Here is a 16,028-nt window from a genome sequence, read left to right as displayed (position 1 = left end):
TTTCTATCGGTTCAAGATCCGCCGAACCTGCCCGGCCGTTTCTTCAACATTGCTTCCCGCGTCGATTTCCGACCAGTTCATCCGGCCAAGATCGTAGCCGAGTTGCGTGTCGACAACGTCGGTGGTTGCATCCGAGGCATCGTCTTCACGTGCCTGGACACGGGCTTTCAGGATGTTCGCCGGGGCCGACAGCCAAAAGCCGCTGAACCCGCAGTCGACCTTGCCTGCGATGGCTTTAACGCGGTCCCGTTCGCTTTCAGCGGCAAACACGGCATCAAAGATCGCCGAGTGGCCGGCCGCAAGGACGGTCTGAATGGCGTCGTCCAGCGCATGGTAGACCTTCTGGGAGGCTTCGAGCGTGTAGGCTTCCACTGGTGCCTTTTCCGTCTCGTCGATGCCCAGCAGACGTTTGCGCATCACGTCCGTACGCAACACCCGTGCTCCGGGAGCTCGCCCGATCTCAGGGGCAACTTCATAGGCGAGCGTGGTTTTGCCGGTGCCGGACAGGCCGCCGATGGCGACCAGTTGTGGACGCGACGGATCCAGAAAGGTCAATGCATGGCGGAAATAGGCCTGAGCCTGGTCGCGCTGTAGTTGTTTCTGCTCCGGGTCAGACTGGTTGAGTGCAGCGCTGGCTGCGATCTTCGAGCGGATTGCAGCACGCATCATCAAGTAGAAAGGCAGAGCTGCCAGGCCTTCGGAATGTGTGTCCAGGCGGCTCTTGTCCAGATATCGGTTGAACACTCTGTTGGCGGCGCGCAGTTGGCCACGATCCCACAGATCCATCAGGAGAAAGGCGAGGTCGTAGAGAACGTCGCCCGTGGCAATCGCATCGGAAAATTCGACCGCGTCGAACAGCACTGGGTAACCGTCGACCAGGACGATGTTGCGAAGATGGGCATCGCCGTGGCAGCGGCGGATCAGACCCTGCTCGCCGCGCCGCAGGATCAACTCGTGCAGGGCCGAGAGAACGGTGCGGGATGTTTCGGTCAGATGCCGGACAGCTTCTGCGTCAAACAGATCGGGATGCTCGCGAAAGGCATCGTCGTTCTGCTCCACATAGCTTGCAAGCTCCGCGTAGAACCCGTTGCCCTGGCGCAGTGGCGCGGCGTCATGAGCACTGACCATCATGTCCGCCAGCCGGGCGGACAGGCTGTCGGGAAGCGGGCCTTGTTCGGCAATGGCATCCAGTTCGTGCTGCCGCTCGAACCGGTTCATTTCAATCGCCCACTCAATGACCTCGCCAGTGCCGCCAAGGGCCAGGCTTCCGTCAGCTTCCCGCGTTACAGGTACGGCTTGCCGGTAGATCTGCGGTGCATTGGGCCGGTTATAGGTGATTTCCGCCTTGCAGGCCTCTTCGCGCAGAGGCAACGTCGAATAATCAAGGAAGGGAAACTTGACCGACCGCTTGACCTTGTAGGCCTTGCTGCCCACCAGAAAAACGATGTTGGCATGGGTGTCGATCCGCCTTACCTCGGCCCGGTGCGGATCGTCTGAAGGCAGGCTGCTCAGGAAGGCAAGCGCCTGGTTCTGGGTTTCGGCCTGATCCATCTTCCGTCCCTTTAGCTGACACACGGCAAAACATGCCCCACATGCAAACCGTCGGGTTTGATCCTTCTCAATGTGAGGTGCCCCGGATGTGGCACAAATAAACCGGATTGTCAGTAAAGGAGGGCCCCATGAACGACTATCCTGCATTGAAGAAGATCAGGTTGAACCTGGCCAGAACCAAGGATTTCCCGCAAGGCTCGGCGAGCCACGGTTACGAATTCACCGCTCCGCTTGATGAAAGCGGTCATATTGACGCCGGCCTTTGGAAGAAGGAGCGTGACCATTGCCGTGTTCGGCGTTTCTGGGGCGCCGAGGAAGAGGAAGTCGGGCATCTCATCCACCGCCCCGGTGGATCCTGGGCTTTCCATTACGACATCGACGGCGAGGATGACGACGAGGCGGGCTACCGGTTCGGCGCGCATGCCTTCAACCCGGGCGAATATGTCTCCATCAAGGACGAGGACGGTGAAATGCACACCTTCCAGGTGGTGACGGTTCAACCGGTCTGAAATCAGCTTCCCATAACAAGACATAACAACGAATGGGGGCAGGGGCGCCGGGGAACCGGTGCCCCTTTATTGTGTCTCGTCAGTTTGGATCTGGATCTGCGTTCGGCTTGCGCCTGACTTGTTCTGAATGAAGGTGCTGGAAGACCGGGGAGGAGTATCCTTCCAATTTGGAATGACCCCATTGCCAATTAATCTGATTTTCGCCCCTAACGGGCCAGATTTTCATACGCTATAGAATGAACAGAACTTTTTTATCGTAAGGACCCGGAACATGGACCAGAAGACCGGCGGCGAATTGTTGGTAGAGGCGCTGGAGCGCCATGGCGCGGAGCGCGTGTTCTGTGTGCCCGGCGAAAGTTACCTTGCCGTGCTCGATGCGCTTTATGACGCGTCGATACCGGTCACGGTCTGCCGCCAGGAAGGCGGCGCGGCGATGATGGCCGATGCCTGGGGCAAGCTCACCGGCAAGCCGGGCATCTGCATGGTGACACGTGGGCCCGGTGCCACGAACGCTTCCGCAGGCGTACATGTAGCGGCGCAGGATTCAACGCCGATGATCCTGTTCATCGGCCAGATCGAACGCGGCATGCGCGAGCGCGAAGCCTTTCAGGAAATCGACTACCGCCAGATGTTCGGTGGCATCGCAAAATGGGTGGCCGAGATCGATCACGCGGACCGCGTACCCGAGTTCATTTCCCGTGCGTATCATGTCGCGACATCCGGCCGTCCGGGGCCGGTGGTGCTGGCTCTGCCGGAGGACATGCTGGTTGAAAAGGCAGCCGCCGAACAGCCGCCCGCTTGGACCCAGGTTGAGACCCACCCGGGCCTCACCCAGATGGCGGACCTGCAGAAGCGCCTGTGGGCGGCGGAACGGCCGATTGCCATCCTGGGCGGCAGCCGCTGGTCCGAAGACGCCGTGGCCGCCTTCACCCGCTTTGCAGAGCGTTTCGACCTGCCGGTCGCCTGTTCGTTCCGCCGTCAGATGCTGTTCGACAATCTTCATCCGAACTACGCCGGCGATGTCGGTATCGGCATCAATCCGAAACTGCTTGCGCGGGTCAAATCGTCCGACCTGATCCTACTCGTCGGCGGACGACTGTCGGAGATGCCGAGCCAGTCCTATTCGCTGCTCGATATTCCGTCTCCGGCACAGCAGTTGGTGCATGTTCATCCGGATGCGGAGGAACTCGGCCGTGTCTACCGCCCGGCACAGGCGATCCATGCCAGCCCGACCGCCTTCTGCAAGGCCGCCGAAGGCCTTCAGCCGCCGGCAGAGTTGAAAGGCGCCGGTCAAGCGGCACAGGCCCATCGGGACTATCTCGACTGGTCCGGCGCCCGGCCGCAAGTTCCCGGCAACCTGCAGATGTCAGGCGTCATGGAATGGCTGGAAGCCAACCTGCCGGAAGACGCGGTCTGCACCAACGGTGCCGGCAACTACGCCACCTGGCTGCACCGCTTCCACCGTTTCCGCCGCTACGCCACGCAGGCAGCACCAACCAGTGGCTCCATGGGCTACGGCCTGCCGGCGGCGGTTGCCGCCAAGCTCGCCTATCCGGAGCGCGAAGTCGTCTGTTTTGCAGGTGACGGCTGCTTGCAGATGACCATGCAGGAATTCGGCACTGCCTGTCAGGACGGCGCCAACATCATTGTGCTGGCGATCGACAACGGCATGTACGGCACCATCCGCATGCACCAGGAGCGCACCTATCCGGGCCGCCCGTCGGCAACCAAACTGGTCAATCCGGATTTCGCCGCTCTCGCCCGCAGCTATGGTGCCTTCGGCGAGACGGTGGAAACGACGGATGCCTTCGGTCCGGCGTTCGAACGAGCCCGCGTTGCCGGAACACCGGCGATCCTGCACCTGAAGCTCGACCCGGAAGCCATCACCCCGGCCGCCAGCCTCAGCCAGATCCGCGCAGTCGCACAAGGCAGGTAGCCGGCTTTTATTCAACTGCGGTGCTTTCCGCCTTGTCGCGTTGGCGGCAAGGCCGGAACAGGATCAGCTGTTTGGCAGGGCAAAAAACCCGTCAGGTCATCAGGTTGCGGAGCCTCGCCAGCGTATCCGCAGCTGCTGTCTTACAGATCGTTCAACATCAGTTGGCCGACGCGGGCGGCCACCGCTGGCAGGCTTTTTAAACCGGCGCGGTGCCGTCGCAAACCTGGTTGATCAGCTCCGGCGGCAATCATTGTGACAGCGACAATCGCGGTCTTGAGAAAACATGCCGGCCGACTTTCATTTCCCGCCCATCGCTGTTTTTTATCGTCTAGGGTGCGCGTCAAAGCAGATGTGAATGCGCCCGGGTTCAGTCGGGTCCTTTTTCCGCAAGGCCCTGAATTGCCGCGCAATTTCTGCATCCTGCATTACAAGCGGACACGGGAGCACGGCATGGCCGACCGGATGGACAGCACCACGATTACCGCGGGTGGCGCGGTGTTCGGCAAGTTGAAAGCGCTTGGCGTCGACTATGTCTTTGCCAATTCCGGAACGGATTTCCCACCGATCATCGAGGGACTGATCGAAGCGACCCAGAGCGGGCTCGACCTGCCGGTACCGATCACGGTGCCGCACGAGCATGTCGCCGTGGGCATGGCGCATGGTTACTACCAGATCTCGGGCAGGATCCAGTCGGTCATGCTGCACACCAATGTGGGGCTTTCCAACGGCATCACCGGGGCCATCAATGCCTGGTGCGACCAGATCCCCGTCCTGATGATGTCCGGTCGCACACCGGTGATGGAAGGCGGCCGCTTCGGTGCCCGCACGGTTCCGATCGGCTGGGGGCAGGAAATGTTCGACCAGACCGCGCTGATCCGCGAGGTTACCAAGTGGGACTATGAACTGCGCTTCCCCGAGCAGATCGCGGATCTCTTCGACCGGGGCTGGGCCATCGCCAATTCCACGCCCAAAGGGCCCGTCTATCTCAGCCTGCCGCGAGAAGTTCTGTGCGGGCAAACCCCGCCCGATGGCCTCGATACACCTTCGAAACAGGCACCCGTCATTGCCGCACCGGACCCCGCTTCCCTGAAACGGGCAGCGGATCTGCTGGCACAGGCAAAAAGCCCGTTGATCATCAGCCAGCGCGGCGCTGGATCGGAAGGAGCCTTTGCGGCCCTCGGACCGTTCCTGACGGACTGGGCCCTGCCGCTGTCGCACTATTGGGCCAATCAGCTTTCCGTGCCCCTGTCGCACCCGATGCAGGTAGGAGCGTCGCCGGAAGCGTTGCTTGCCGAGGCGGACGTGGTGCTGGTGATGAATTCTCTGGCGCCCTGGTGGCCGGACAAGGTTACGCTTCGCGACGACGTCACCGTGATCCAGCTCGGGCCGGATCCGCTCTTTTCCCGCACTCCGATCCGCAACTTTCAGGCGGATGTGACCCTGGCAGGCGAAACCGCACAGACGGTGCTGGCACTGATTGCCGAAATGCAGACGCGCCCGCGCGACGAAGCCGCGTTGAACGCTCGCAGACATCGTATTGCCGAACTGTCCTCCGCCAATCGTGCGGAGGTTGTCGGCCGGGCCAAGCGCGGCAATTCCGGGCCGATGAGCAAGGACTGGGTCAGTCTTTGCCTTGGCCGCGCCATCAAGGGACGGAAGGCCACCATCTTCCATGAACTTGGTTGTCCGCTTGAGCCGCTCGATCTGGAGCAACCGAACAGCTACTTCCAGGAACCTCATTCCGGGGGGCTTGGCTGGGGCCTTGCCGCAGCGCTTGGCGCGCAGCTCGCCGATCGCGACCGGTTGGTCTTCGCAACAATCGGCGACGGCAGCTACATGTTCGCCAACCCGACGGCCTGCCACATGGTCGCCGAGGCGCATGCGTTGCCGGTCATCACGCTGGTGCTGAACAACGAGGAATGGGGCGCGGTGCGTCATTCTGTGGTGGGCACCTATAAGGACGGCCTTGCCAGCAAGGCCAATGATGTGCCGCTGACGTCGCTTCGGCCAAGCCCGGATTTCACCAGAACTGCCGAAGCCAGCCGCGCTTATACCGAGACGGTGACGGAAGGCGACGCCCTGCCGGCAGCGCTGGAACGTGCCATCAAGGTGGCGACGGAGGAAAAGCGGCAGGTCCTGCTCAACATCGCCATCGCGCGGGCTTGAGGCATAGGCTCGATTAATTGGAAGATTAAGAAAATCAAGGGACGATTATCTTGTTTTTCCGAAAGGAGCTCTTCGGACATGCCCCGTGGTCCGGTATCGAAAGGCAAGTCATAGTTCCCGGCAACTGGTTTTGTTGAAGAAGAAGGTTGGCCGTGTCCCAGTCCATGTCCCCAAGATCCTATTACGCGCCGACCGGCGGTCACCCCGGTCAGGAAACACTCCTGACCGACCGGGCCGTCTTTACCGATGCCTATGCGGTCATCCCGAAAGGCACGATGCGTGACATCGTCACCAGCTATCTGCCGTTCTGGAACAAGACCCGCCTGTGGGTGCTGTCTCGGCCATTGTCCGGGTTTGCCGAAACCTTCTCGCAGTACATCGTCGAAGTCTCGCCGGGTGGCGGCTCCGACCGGCCGGAGACCGACCCTTCAGCCGAAGGCGTCCTGTTCGTTGTCGAGGGGGAGGCCGTTCTGACGGCCGAGGGTCAGCGTTACGACCTGAAGCCCGGAAGCTACGCCTTCCTGCCGCCGCAAACCGACTGGGCCCTGAAGAACACAGGCAGCGAGCCGGTGCGGTTCCACTGGGTCCGCAAGGCGTTCGAGCCTGTCGACGGTCTGGAGCGGCCGACCCTTTTCGTCACCCACGAAAACGATATCGAACCGCGTGCGATGCCCGGTACGGACGGCAAATGGGCAACGACCCGTTTTGTCGACCCCGAAGACGTGCGCCACGACATGCATGTCAACATCGTTACCTTCCAGCCGGGGGCGGTTATTCCCTTCGCTGAAACTCATGTGATGGAACACGGGCTTTATGTCCTGGAAGGCAAGGCGGTCTATCGCCTCAACCAGGACTGGGTCGAGGTCGAGGCTGGCGACTACATGTGGCTGCGCGCTTTCTGCCCGCAAGCCTGCTATGCCGGCGGTCCGGGTCCGTTCCGCTATCTCCTCTACAAGGACGTCAATCGGCACATGAAACTGCAGCCGGCCGGCCGCTTCGAGGCCGGTGCCCGGCAGAGCTTCCGCAGCGCTGCAGAGTAAAGAGAAAAGCCTCTCCTTGCCACGTCCTCCTCAGAATGAGGCAGTGGGCGGGAGCGGCTGTATCTTTGGAAGGACCGAAGGTAGGGAAGACGTCCTCATTCCACGGTCTTCCTTTGCGGCGAAGTGACTTCACCACCGAGGGCGGCGGTCAGTGCAGCGGCCGCCGCCTTCACCGCTTCCGCGAAGGGGGCGATCCTGTCCGGGCTGACGCGGCTGGTGGGGCCGGACACGGACAGCCCGGCGACAGCCTCGCCATAGTGATTGAACACGGGCGCCGCTATGCAGCGCATGCCGAGGTTCTTTTCCTCCCCGTCGATCGAATACCCGCGCGCACGGATCGTCTCCAGATCCGCGGCCAGCAGGTCCGCGTCGCACAGCGTGTGTTCGGTGAAGCGTTCCCGGTCGGTTTGCCGCAGGATGCGTTTGCACTGATCCTTGTCCATGAAGGCCAGCAGTGCCTTGCCGATGCCGGAGGCATGCAGCGGCGACAATGTGCCGGGCGGGAAAAACGCACGAATGCTTTCGTGGGTCTCAACCTGGCTGACGAACAGCACCTGATCTGCCTGCGCCACACCCAGATTGGCCGTTTCTCCCGTCTGTTCCATCAGAGAGCGCAGGATCGGGCGAGCCCGCTCCACCAGACTGGTGCGCCTGAGAAAGCGTGCGCCGATGATGAAGGCCCCCGGGCCGATGTGCCAGAGCTGCTGGGCCTGGTCGAATTCCACCAGGCCGCGTGCCTCCAGCGTAAACAGGATGCGGTAGAGCGTCGCCGTGGATTCGCCAAGCTGCTCCGACAGGGCCGACAGCGAGACGCCGGACTGGGTGCTCAGATGCTCAAACACGGCCATGGCCCGGTCGAGCGACTTGATGGTGTTCTGCTCGGTCTTGTCGTCCCAGGCCCGCGGCCGTCCGCGGGCGCGCCTTGTGCTGGAAGTATCGGTTTTCTGGTCTGTCATCAGATCACTTTTTACCAATATGAAAAATCAATTCATCATATGAAAAATATAACACACTGACAAGATTGGTAATTTCTGAAAATTACAGTTCTGAAAAAATATTTTAAAAAAATTGCGGAACTTTGCCCTTGCGCAGTACCGTTTCTCAAAATTCATAAGAGGAAACGGCCATGAGCTTCCAGAATCCTGTTTTCATTCCCGGCCCCACCAACATGCCGGAAGCGCTCCGCAGAGCCTGCGACATGCCGACCCTGGACCATCGCTCGCCGCTGTTCGGACAGATCCTGCAGCCAGCGCTTGCCGGCGTCAAAAAGGTCCTGAAGACGGAAACCGCCGAGGTGTTCCTGTTTCCGTCGACCGGCACCGGCGGATGGGAAACAGCCATCACCAACACCTTGAGCCCTGGCGACAAGATCCTGGCTGCCCGCAACGGCATGTTCAGCCATCGCTGGATCGACATGTGCCAGCGCCACGGTTTGAAAGTTGAAGTTGTCGAAGCGCCCTGGGGCACGGGATTGCCGGCGAACCGCTACGAGGAAATCCTTGCCGCGGATACCAATCACGAGATCAAGGCCGTTCTGGCAACGCACAATGAAACCGCGACAGGCGTCAAATCCGACATTGCCGCGGTGCGCCGCGCGCTGAATGCCGCAAAGCATCCGGCCCTGCTCTTCGTCGACGGCGTCAGCTCCATTGCCTCCATGGATTTCCGCATGGACGAATGGGGCGTTGATGCTGCCATCACCGGATCCCAGAAAGGCTTCATGCTGCCGCCGGGCCTTGCCATCATCGCCCTGTCGCCAAAGGCGCAGGCCACCGTAGAAAGCGCCAGGCTGCCGCGCACCTTTTTCGATGTTCGCGACATGATGAAGGCCTACGCCAACAACGCCTATCCCTATACGCCGGCCGTCGGTCTGATGAACGGTCTGAAGCAGAGCTGCGACATGCTGCTCACGGAAGGGCTCGACAACGTCTTTGCCCGCCACCACCGCATTGCCGAAGGCGTGCGTGCCGCTGTCCGGGCCTGGGGCCTGGAGCTTTGCGCCCGGACACCTGACGTCTATTCGGACACTGTCAGCGCAATCCGCACGCCCGAGGGCTTCAACGCCACCAGCATCGTGACCCATGCTGCCGGCAAATACGGTGTCGCCTTTGGCGTCGGCCTTGGAGAGGTCGCAGGCAAGGTCTTCCGCATCGGCCATCTCGGCAGCCTGACCGACGTCATGATGCTGTCGGGGCTGGCGACCGCCGAAATGGTCATGGCCGATCTCGGCCTCAACATCAAACTCGGCGCCGGTGTTGCGGCCGCCCAGGAAGTCTATCGCAGCGACAGCGCCATTGCCTCGAAGGAAGCCGCATGAAAACCGACGCCCTGACCCAGTACATTCCGACGCTCGAGGACATGCTCGTCGCCCATGAGCGCATCAAGCCGCATATCCACCGCACGCCGGTCATGACCTCATCGTTCCTGAACGAATTGACCGGTGCGGAGCTGTTCTTCAAATGCGAGAACTTCCAGAAGGCGGGTGCTTTCAAGGTGCGCGGTGCGTCGAATGCCGTCTTCGGTCTGGACGAGGAAACCGCCAAGGCCGGTGTCGCCACCCATTCGTCGGGCAATCACGCGCTCAGCCTGTCCTATGCAGCCGGTCGACGGGGCATTCCCTGCCACGTGGTGATGCCGCGAACTGCGCCGCAGGCCAAGAAGGACGCGGTGCGCGGTTATGGCGGCATCATCACCGAGTGCGAGCCGTCCACTTCCAGCCGCGAAGCGGTCTTTGCCGAGGTTGAAGCCCGCACCGGCGCGGAGTTCGTTCATCCCTATAACGACCCGCGTGTGATCGCGGGGCAGGGCACCTGTTCCAAGGAATTGCTGGAGCAGACGGACGGCCTTGACGCGGTGATCGCTCCGATCGGCGGCGGCGGCATGGTGTCCGGCACGTGTCTGACCCTGTCGAACCTGGCACCAGGCGTGGAGATCTTTGCTGCGGAACCGGAGCAGGCGGATGATGCCGCGCGCAGTTTCAAGGCCGGCCACATCATTGCCGACGACGCACCGAACACCGTTGCCGACGGGCTGAAGGTGCCGCTCAAGGAGCTGACCTGGCACTTCGTCTCCAACCACGTCACCGACATCCTGACTGCCTCGGAACAGGAAATTGTCGATGCCATGCGGCTGATCTGGGCACGGATGAAGATCGTCATGGAACCTTCCTCCGCCGTGCCGTTGGCAACCATCCTGAAGAACAGGGACGTCTTCGCCGGCAAGCGCGTCGGGGTGATTATCACCGGCGGCAATGTCGATCTCGGCAAATTGCCCTGGAGCATCCTGCGTTCCGAGGAACGCAGCTAAGATGCTCCACCGCTTTAAAAACGATCAACTTTTCAGCATTCGGATGAAATCCGAAAGCTGGTTGATCCGGAACGTATAGGCCACTTGGAGAAGTACGAAATGAACGCACAAACCGGATTTGAAAAACTCGAAGTCGGCTATGACATTCCGGCCCTTCCGGGCATGGATGAGGCCGATATCCAGACGCCTTGCCTGGTGCTCGATCTCGATGCGCTGGAGCGCAACATCAAGAAGATGGGCGACTACGCCAAGGCCCATGGCATGCGCCACCGGGTCCATGGCAAGATGCACAAGTCGGTGGATGTTGCCAAGTTGCAGGAACGTCTCGGCGGTGCTGTCGGCGTCTGCTGCCAGAAGGTTTCGGAAGCCGAAGTTTTCGCCCGTGGCGGCATAAAGGACATTCTTGTCTCCAACCAGGTGCGCGACCCGAAAAAGATCGACCGTTTGGCGCAGCTACCGAAATACGGCTGCCGCACGATCGTTTGCGTGGATGATCTTGCCAATGTCGCGGACCTGTCAGAGGCTGCCGTCAAACACGACACTACTCTGGAAGTCTTCATCGAGATCGATTGCGGCGCCGGTCGCTGCGGCGTGACCACGAGCGACGCCGTCGTCGAGATCGCCAAGGCGGTGGATGTAGCCAGAAACCTGAAGTTCTCCGGTATCCAGGCCTACCAGGGCGCCATGCAGCACATCGACAGCTTTGAGGCCCGCAAGGAAAAACTCGACATCGCCATCGCCATGGTCAAGGACGCTGTCGAGGCGTTGAAGAAGGAAGGTCTGGAACCGGAACTCGTTTCAGGCGGCGGCACGGGCTCCTACTATTTTGAGTCCAATTCCGGCGTCTACAACGAGCTGCAATGTGGTTCCTACGCCTTCATGGATGCGGATTACGGCCGGATCCTTGATAAGGACGGCAAGCGCATCGACCAGGGTGAATGGGAAAATGCCTTCTTCATCCTGACCCAGGTAATGAGCCACGCAAAAGCCGACAAGGCGATCTGCGATGCGGGCCTTAAAGCCCAGTCCGTCGACAGCGGCCTGCCGTTCATCTACGGCCGCAGCGATGTCGAATATGTCAAATGCTCGGACGAGCACGGTGTCATTGCCGATCCGAAGGGTGTTTTGCAGGTGGGCGAGAAGCTGAAGCTGGTTCCGGGCCACTGCGACCCGACCGCCAACGTTCACGACTGGTATGTCGGCGTGCGAGGCGGCAAGGTCGAGACGGTCTGGCCGGTCTCGGCCCGCGGCAAGGCTTATTGAGAACCACGATCTCCCAGCCTCCCCTTCGTCATCCCGGCCAAGCGCAGCGCGAGCCGGGACCGGAGAGCCCCATTGTCTTCGGGATTAACCCGATACACCCCGGCTCCCCGGTCCCGGATCTCCGCTCCGCTGCGTCCGGGATGACGATGGAGGGGAGGCGTTTTGCAGCGCCCTGAACCAACCACATCCTCATCCTGAGGAGGACCGCAGGTCCGTCTCGAAGGATGGGCCAAATACTCCGAGCGAGCCGCCCATCCTTCGAGACGGCGCTTCGCACCTCCTCAGGATGAGGTCGGGGGTGAAGAAGATGTTTTGCTGGAGACATACATGATCATCGTTCCTGAAAAGGAAATCGCCGGCCTCATCGGCCGCCAGGAATCCTTCGAGGCCGTCGAGAGCGTCTTTGCCGCCATGGCGAGCGGAGCGGCCTATAATTTTCCGGTTATCCGTGAGGCAATCGGACATGCCGATGCGCTTTATGGTTTCAAGTCCGGCTTCGACCGGTCGTCTCTGGCGCTTGGCCTGAAGTCCGGGGGCTACTGGCCGGGCAACATGGCAAAGGGGCTTACCAACCATCAGTCGACCGTGTTCCTGTTCGATGCCGATACCGGCAAGGCAAAGGCCGTTGTCGGCGGCAACCTTCTGACGGCGCTCAGAACGGCGGCAGCTTCGGCAGTGTCCATCAAGCATCTGGCACGCAAGGACGCGAAGGTGCTTGGCATGATCGGGGCTGGCCACCAGTCGGCATTCCAGATGCGGGCCGCGGCCGAACAGCGCAATTTCGAAAAGGTGCTCGGCTGGAACCTTCACCCGGACAGGCTGGTGCGCCTGGAAGAGACCGCCAGCGAGCTGGGCCTTCCCTACGAATCCGTCGATCTGGACAGGCTGGGTGCGGAAGCCGACGTGATCGTATCGATCACCTCCAGCTTCGATCCCATTCTGATGGAGGAGCACGTCACACCGGGCACGCATATTGCCTGCATGGGGACCGATACCAAGGGCAAGCAGGAAGTCGATGTTGCGCTTGTTGCCAGGGCAAAGCTCTTCACCGACGAAGTTGCACAGTCGGCAACGATCGGCGAATGCCAGCATGCGGTCGCCGCCGGAATTGTCTCTGAGGACAATATAATTGAGATCGGCGCAGTCATTAATGGTAATCATCCGGGCAGGACGTCGCAGAGCGATATTACCCTCTTCGACGGTACCGGCGTCGGCCTTCAGGACCTTGCCGTGGCATCCGCTGCGGTCGATCTGGCAATCCGGAAAGGCGTCGCAATCGAAGTGGACTTTTGAGGCTTCGAAGACAGGCACAGCCGGCGCGTCCTCCCCGGATCAGCTCCTGGCCGTCCTTCCGGGGTCTCATCCGACGGAACTAGGTCGTGAGAATGCGGATTGTGATCAACGGGTTCGGCCGGATCGGCCGGACAGTTTTGCGTCAGGTGCTCAAACTCCCGGAAACGGAACGAATAGAAGTGGTGCGGATCAACGATATCGCACCGCTGGAGACCTGTGCGTATCTCTTCAAATATGACAGCGTTTTCGGTCCATGGCCGGGCGAGGTCACGGCGGGTGACGGCACACTGACGGTGGATGGGCGCGAGATCGTGTTTTCCGCCGAGCCTGATCTGTCTCTCCTCGACCTTTCCGAGGTTGATGTGGTGATGGAATGCACCGGCAAGGCTGATACGCGCGATATCGCCGAGCGTGGTCTCAGAGCCGGGGCAAAAAACGTTCTGGTTTCCGGTCCTTCAAAGGCGGCGGACGTCACGCTGGTTCTGGGGGCTAACGAGGAACAGCTCGGCAGCCACCGTATCGTCTCCAACGGCTCCTGCACCACCAACGCGCTCGCCCCGCTCCTGCGCGGTCTCGATGATGCCATCGGCATCAAGAGCGGGCATATGACCACCATTCACTGCTACACCGGCAGTCAGCCGATGGTGGACGCTCCGCGCGGCCCGCTGGAGCGCAGCCGCGCCGGGGGCGTCTCCATGGTTCCGACCACCACAAGTGCCACCAGGCTCGTCGGCGACGTGCTGCCCCAGCTTGCCGGCAAGGTGAGCGGAGCTGCCGTGCGTGTTCCGGCGATCAGTGTTTCGGCCGTCGACCTGACGGTGACATTGGCACAGCCCGTCAAGGCACCGTTCAACGACAAGCTGCTCGAGATCTTTGCCGGTAATCCGGTGATCGGCTTTGTGCGTGACCGGGTCGTGTCCACGGATATGCGGGCCCGTCCGGAATCCCTGGTAATCCATCTGCCCGAAACGCTTGAAGCCAATGACTACCAGGTGCGCATCTTCGGCTGGTACGACAATGAATGGGGCTTTTCCGCCCGCATGATCGACATGGCGCGGCTGATGGCGGGGCGGTAAGGGGAGAAGCCCACAAGCTCTCCTTTTGCTGTCGGTCCTGACAAGTGCCATAACCTGCGCGCCGCGAATACCTCAGAAGAAAATTGGCCGCGCTTGCAGCGCGAAATATGTCTGGATTCCGGATCTGCGTCCGGCTGCACCTCCCTTGTCCGGAATGACGTTGAGAGATCAGATGCAAGGTCTCTGATCAATTCACTGCCAGTCTCTCAGACGGGCAAAACCCCACCATGGACATCCCGGCCAAACGACGTGCGAGCCGGGATCGGGAAGTGACAGGACCAGGGTATTTCCACGTGATGACCGGCAGATCCCGGCTCACCAGTCCCGGATCTTCGCTGCGCTGCGTCCGGCATGACGTGCCAGAGGCCACAAAAAAGGGCCGCTGGTGCGGCCCTTTCTCATGTTCCTGAAGCGCTTGCCCTTACGCCGTTTCTTCCTTCGGCAGGGAGCCGCGTCCGTGGCCGGAGAGACCGCCGGAAACCTCTTCGGTGGATTCGTCGGAGAGTTCTTCCGGCAGCACCAGGTTGAGGACGATGGCGATCAAGGCCGCCGGCAGCAGACCGCTGGTCAGAAGGATGCGCGCGGTATCCGGCATGTGCTGCAGGGCGCCCGGTTCCAGCTGAAGGCCGAGGCCGATGGACAGCGAGATGGCGAAGATCACCATGTTGCGCCGGTTCCAGTTCACATCCGACAGCATCGAGATACCGGCGGCAACAACCATGCCGAACATCACGATGACACCGCCGCCAAGAACCTCGATCGGAACGGTGCGGATCACCGCGCCGACCTTCGGGATCAGGCCGCAGACGATCAGGAAGATCGCTCCGATGGTCACCACATGGCGGCTCATGACACCGGTCATGGCGATGAGGCCGACATTCTGGCTGAAGGAGGTGTTCGGGAAACCGCCGAAGAAACCGGCGATGGCCGTTCCAAGACCATCGGCAAAGGTCGCTCCGGCAATTTCCTTGTCCGTGGCTTCTCGGCCGGCACCGCCCTTGGTGATGCCGGAGACGTCGCCAACGGTTTCCACCGCCGACACGAAGGCCATCAGGCAGAAGCCGAGCACGGCTGCAAAGGAGAATTCAAAACCGTATTTGAACGGCTGTGGCAGGGCAAAGACGGCCGCACGGTCCCAGGAGGTCGAGACTGCTTCGAAGGTTAGCATGCCGGTGGCCAGCGCGAAGATGTAACCGGCGATCAGGCCGAGCAACACCGCGGAGACCGACATCATGCCCTTGCCGAAGAACTTCAGTCCGAGAGTTACCACGATCACCACCAGAGCGGCAGCCCAGTTGATCAATGAGCCATATTCCGGTGTGCCGATGGCTGGAACACCGCCGGCAGCATACTGGATGCCGACCTGAACCAGCGCGAGGCCGATCATGGTCACCACAAGTCCTGTCACCAGCGGTGGCAGGGCGAAGCGTATCTTGCCGATGACCAGACCCAGGCAGGCATGGAAGAAACCACCGATGATGACACCACCGAAGAGTGCCGCCAGACCGTCGACGCCCTTGCCGGCGACAAGCGGGATCATGATCGGCAGGAAGGCAAAGGAGGTGCCCTGAACGATGGGCAGGGCCGCGCCGACCGGGCCGAGGGTGATCGTCTGCAACAGGGTCGCGACCCCGGCGAAGACCATGGACATCTGGATGAGATAAAGCAGTTCCGGAAAGTCGGGAGAATTGGACCCGAAACCGAAGCCGGCTGCACCGGCCACGATGATGGCAGGTGTGACGTTGGAGACGAACATGGCCAGGACATGCTGGATGCCAAGCGGGATCGCCTTGTATAGCGGTGGCGTGTAATTGGGATCCCGGAGCTGCTCCGGAGATCCGATCGACGAATTAGACATTTCTGCTCCTCTGAAGGTCGTATGAACGTC

At 61.1% G+C, this 16,028-nt stretch carries 12 protein-coding genes; 9 read left to right on the top strand and 3 right to left on the bottom strand.

Going from position 1 to position 16,028, the window contains the following annotated elements; genetic code table 11:
• Nucleotides 1-3: 3 nt before the first annotated feature.
• Complete coding sequence (locus tag ACYQ54_RS15405) at nt 4-1,551, bottom strand: bifunctional aminoglycoside phosphotransferase/ATP-binding protein (RefSeq protein ID WP_460083746.1); 1,548 nt, start codon at nt 1,549-1,551, stop codon at nt 4-6.
• Nucleotides 1,552-1,679: 128 nt separating this feature from the next.
• On the opposite strand from ACYQ54_RS15405, the gene ACYQ54_RS15400 reads away from it, so the two are divergent.
• The 4 genes from ACYQ54_RS15400 (at nt 1,680) to ACYQ54_RS15385 (ending at nt 7,202) form a co-directional block, all read left to right on the top strand.
• Complete coding sequence (locus ACYQ54_RS15400; protein WP_460083744.1) at nt 1,680-2,060, top strand: hypothetical protein; 381 nt, start codon at nt 1,680-1,682, stop codon at nt 2,058-2,060.
• Between the two features lie 271 nt (nt 2,061-2,331).
• Nucleotides 2,332-3,996 (top strand): thiamine pyrophosphate-binding protein, encoded by a 1,665-nt coding sequence (locus tag ACYQ54_RS15395; protein WP_460083742.1) that lies wholly within the window; start codon nt 2,332-2,334, stop codon nt 3,994-3,996.
• A gap of 450 nt (nt 3,997-4,446) precedes the next feature.
• Nucleotides 4,447-6,162 carry a thiamine pyrophosphate-requiring protein gene (locus ACYQ54_RS15390; protein WP_460083740.1) on the top strand — a complete coding sequence of 572 codons (1,716 nt, stop codon included), beginning with the start codon at nt 4,447-4,449 and terminating at the stop codon, nt 6,160-6,162.
• Between the two features lie 164 nt (nt 6,163-6,326).
• The gene (locus tag ACYQ54_RS15385; RefSeq protein WP_460084835.1) at nt 6,327-7,202 is read left to right on the top strand and encodes a bifunctional allantoicase/(S)-ureidoglycine aminohydrolase; all 876 of its coding nucleotides are present in this window, start codon (nt 6,327-6,329) and stop codon (nt 7,200-7,202) included.
• Nucleotides 7,203-7,297: 95 nt separating this feature from the next.
• On the opposite strand, the gene bhcR is transcribed toward ACYQ54_RS15385, so the two are convergent.
• The gene (bhcR, locus tag ACYQ54_RS15380) at nt 7,298-8,158 is read right to left on the bottom strand and encodes an HTH-type transcriptional regulator BhcR (protein WP_460083738.1); all 861 of its coding nucleotides are present in this window, start codon (nt 8,156-8,158) and stop codon (nt 7,298-7,300) included.
• Between the two features lie 170 nt (nt 8,159-8,328).
• Between bhcR and bhcA the strand changes: the two genes are divergently transcribed.
• From bhcA to ACYQ54_RS15355, 5 genes are all read left to right on the top strand, one after another.
• Nucleotides 8,329-9,519, top strand: coding sequence for an L-aspartate--glyoxylate aminotransferase BhcA (bhcA, locus tag ACYQ54_RS15375; RefSeq protein WP_460083737.1), 1,191 nt, complete (start codon nt 8,329-8,331; stop codon nt 9,517-9,519).
• Nucleotides 9,516-10,508: a beta-hydroxyaspartate dehydratase BhcB gene (bhcB, locus tag ACYQ54_RS15370; RefSeq protein WP_460083735.1), complete on the top strand. Its 993-nt coding sequence runs from the start codon at nt 9,516-9,518 to the stop codon at nt 10,506-10,508. The genes bhcA and bhcB overlap by 4 nt, the downstream gene beginning before the upstream one ends.
• A gap of 99 nt (nt 10,509-10,607) precedes the next feature.
• Complete coding sequence (bhcC, locus tag ACYQ54_RS15365; RefSeq protein WP_460083733.1) at nt 10,608-11,771, top strand: 3-hydroxy-D-aspartate aldolase BhcC; 1,164 nt, start codon at nt 10,608-10,610, stop codon at nt 11,769-11,771.
• Nucleotides 11,772-12,098: 327 nt separating this feature from the next.
• Entirely contained in the window at nt 12,099-13,064 is a 966-nt protein-coding gene (bhcD, locus tag ACYQ54_RS15360) for an iminosuccinate reductase BhcD (RefSeq protein WP_460083731.1), read from the top strand.
• Between the two features lie 92 nt (nt 13,065-13,156).
• Entirely contained in the window at nt 13,157-14,140 is a 984-nt protein-coding gene (locus ACYQ54_RS15355; RefSeq protein WP_460083729.1) for a type I glyceraldehyde-3-phosphate dehydrogenase, read from the top strand.
• A 421-nt stretch (nt 14,141-14,561) separates the two neighbouring features.
• Here the strand turns inward: ACYQ54_RS15355 and ACYQ54_RS15350 are convergent, their stop codons facing one another.
• Nucleotides 14,562-15,998, bottom strand: a complete 1,437-nt coding sequence (locus ACYQ54_RS15350) for a uracil-xanthine permease family protein (RefSeq protein WP_460083727.1) — start codon at nt 15,996-15,998, stop codon at nt 14,562-14,564.
• Nucleotides 15,999-16,028 lie beyond the last annotated feature (30 nt).

The organism is Roseibium sp. LAB1 (genome assembly GCF_054658235.1).
This window is presented reverse-complemented; position numbering and strand designations above follow the sequence as displayed.

Excerpts from the sequence above, each read along its gene's own strand:
- ACYQ54_RS15350 (WP_460083727.1), bottom strand. The coding sequence starts at position 15,998 with ATGTCTAATTCGTCGATCGGATCTCCGGAGCAGCTCCGGGATCCCAAT.
- bhcC (WP_460083733.1), top strand. The coding sequence starts at position 10,608 with ATGAACGCACAAACCGGATTTGAAAAACTCGAAGTCGGCTATGACATT.
- bhcD (WP_460083731.1), top strand. The coding sequence starts at position 12,099 with ATGATCATCGTTCCTGAAAAGGAAATCGCCGGCCTCATCGGCCGCCAG.
- ACYQ54_RS15355 (WP_460083729.1), top strand. The coding sequence starts at position 13,157 with ATGCGGATTGTGATCAACGGGTTCGGCCGGATCGGCCGGACAGTTTTG.
- ACYQ54_RS15400 (WP_460083744.1), top strand. The coding sequence starts at position 1,680 with ATGAACGACTATCCTGCATTGAAGAAGATCAGGTTGAACCTGGCCAGA.
- bhcR (WP_460083738.1), bottom strand. The coding sequence starts at position 8,158 with ATGACAGACCAGAAAACCGATACTTCCAGCACAAGGCGCGCCCGCGGA.
- ACYQ54_RS15405 (WP_460083746.1), bottom strand. The coding sequence starts at position 1,551 with ATGGATCAGGCCGAAACCCAGAACCAGGCGCTTGCCTTCCTGAGCAGC.
- ACYQ54_RS15395 (WP_460083742.1), top strand. The coding sequence starts at position 2,332 with ATGGACCAGAAGACCGGCGGCGAATTGTTGGTAGAGGCGCTGGAGCGC.
- bhcB (WP_460083735.1), top strand. The coding sequence starts at position 9,516 with ATGAAAACCGACGCCCTGACCCAGTACATTCCGACGCTCGAGGACATG.
- ACYQ54_RS15390 (WP_460083740.1), top strand. The coding sequence starts at position 4,447 with ATGGCCGACCGGATGGACAGCACCACGATTACCGCGGGTGGCGCGGTG.
- bhcA (WP_460083737.1), top strand. The coding sequence starts at position 8,329 with ATGAGCTTCCAGAATCCTGTTTTCATTCCCGGCCCCACCAACATGCCG.
- ACYQ54_RS15385 (WP_460084835.1), top strand. The coding sequence starts at position 6,327 with ATGTCCCCAAGATCCTATTACGCGCCGACCGGCGGTCACCCCGGTCAG.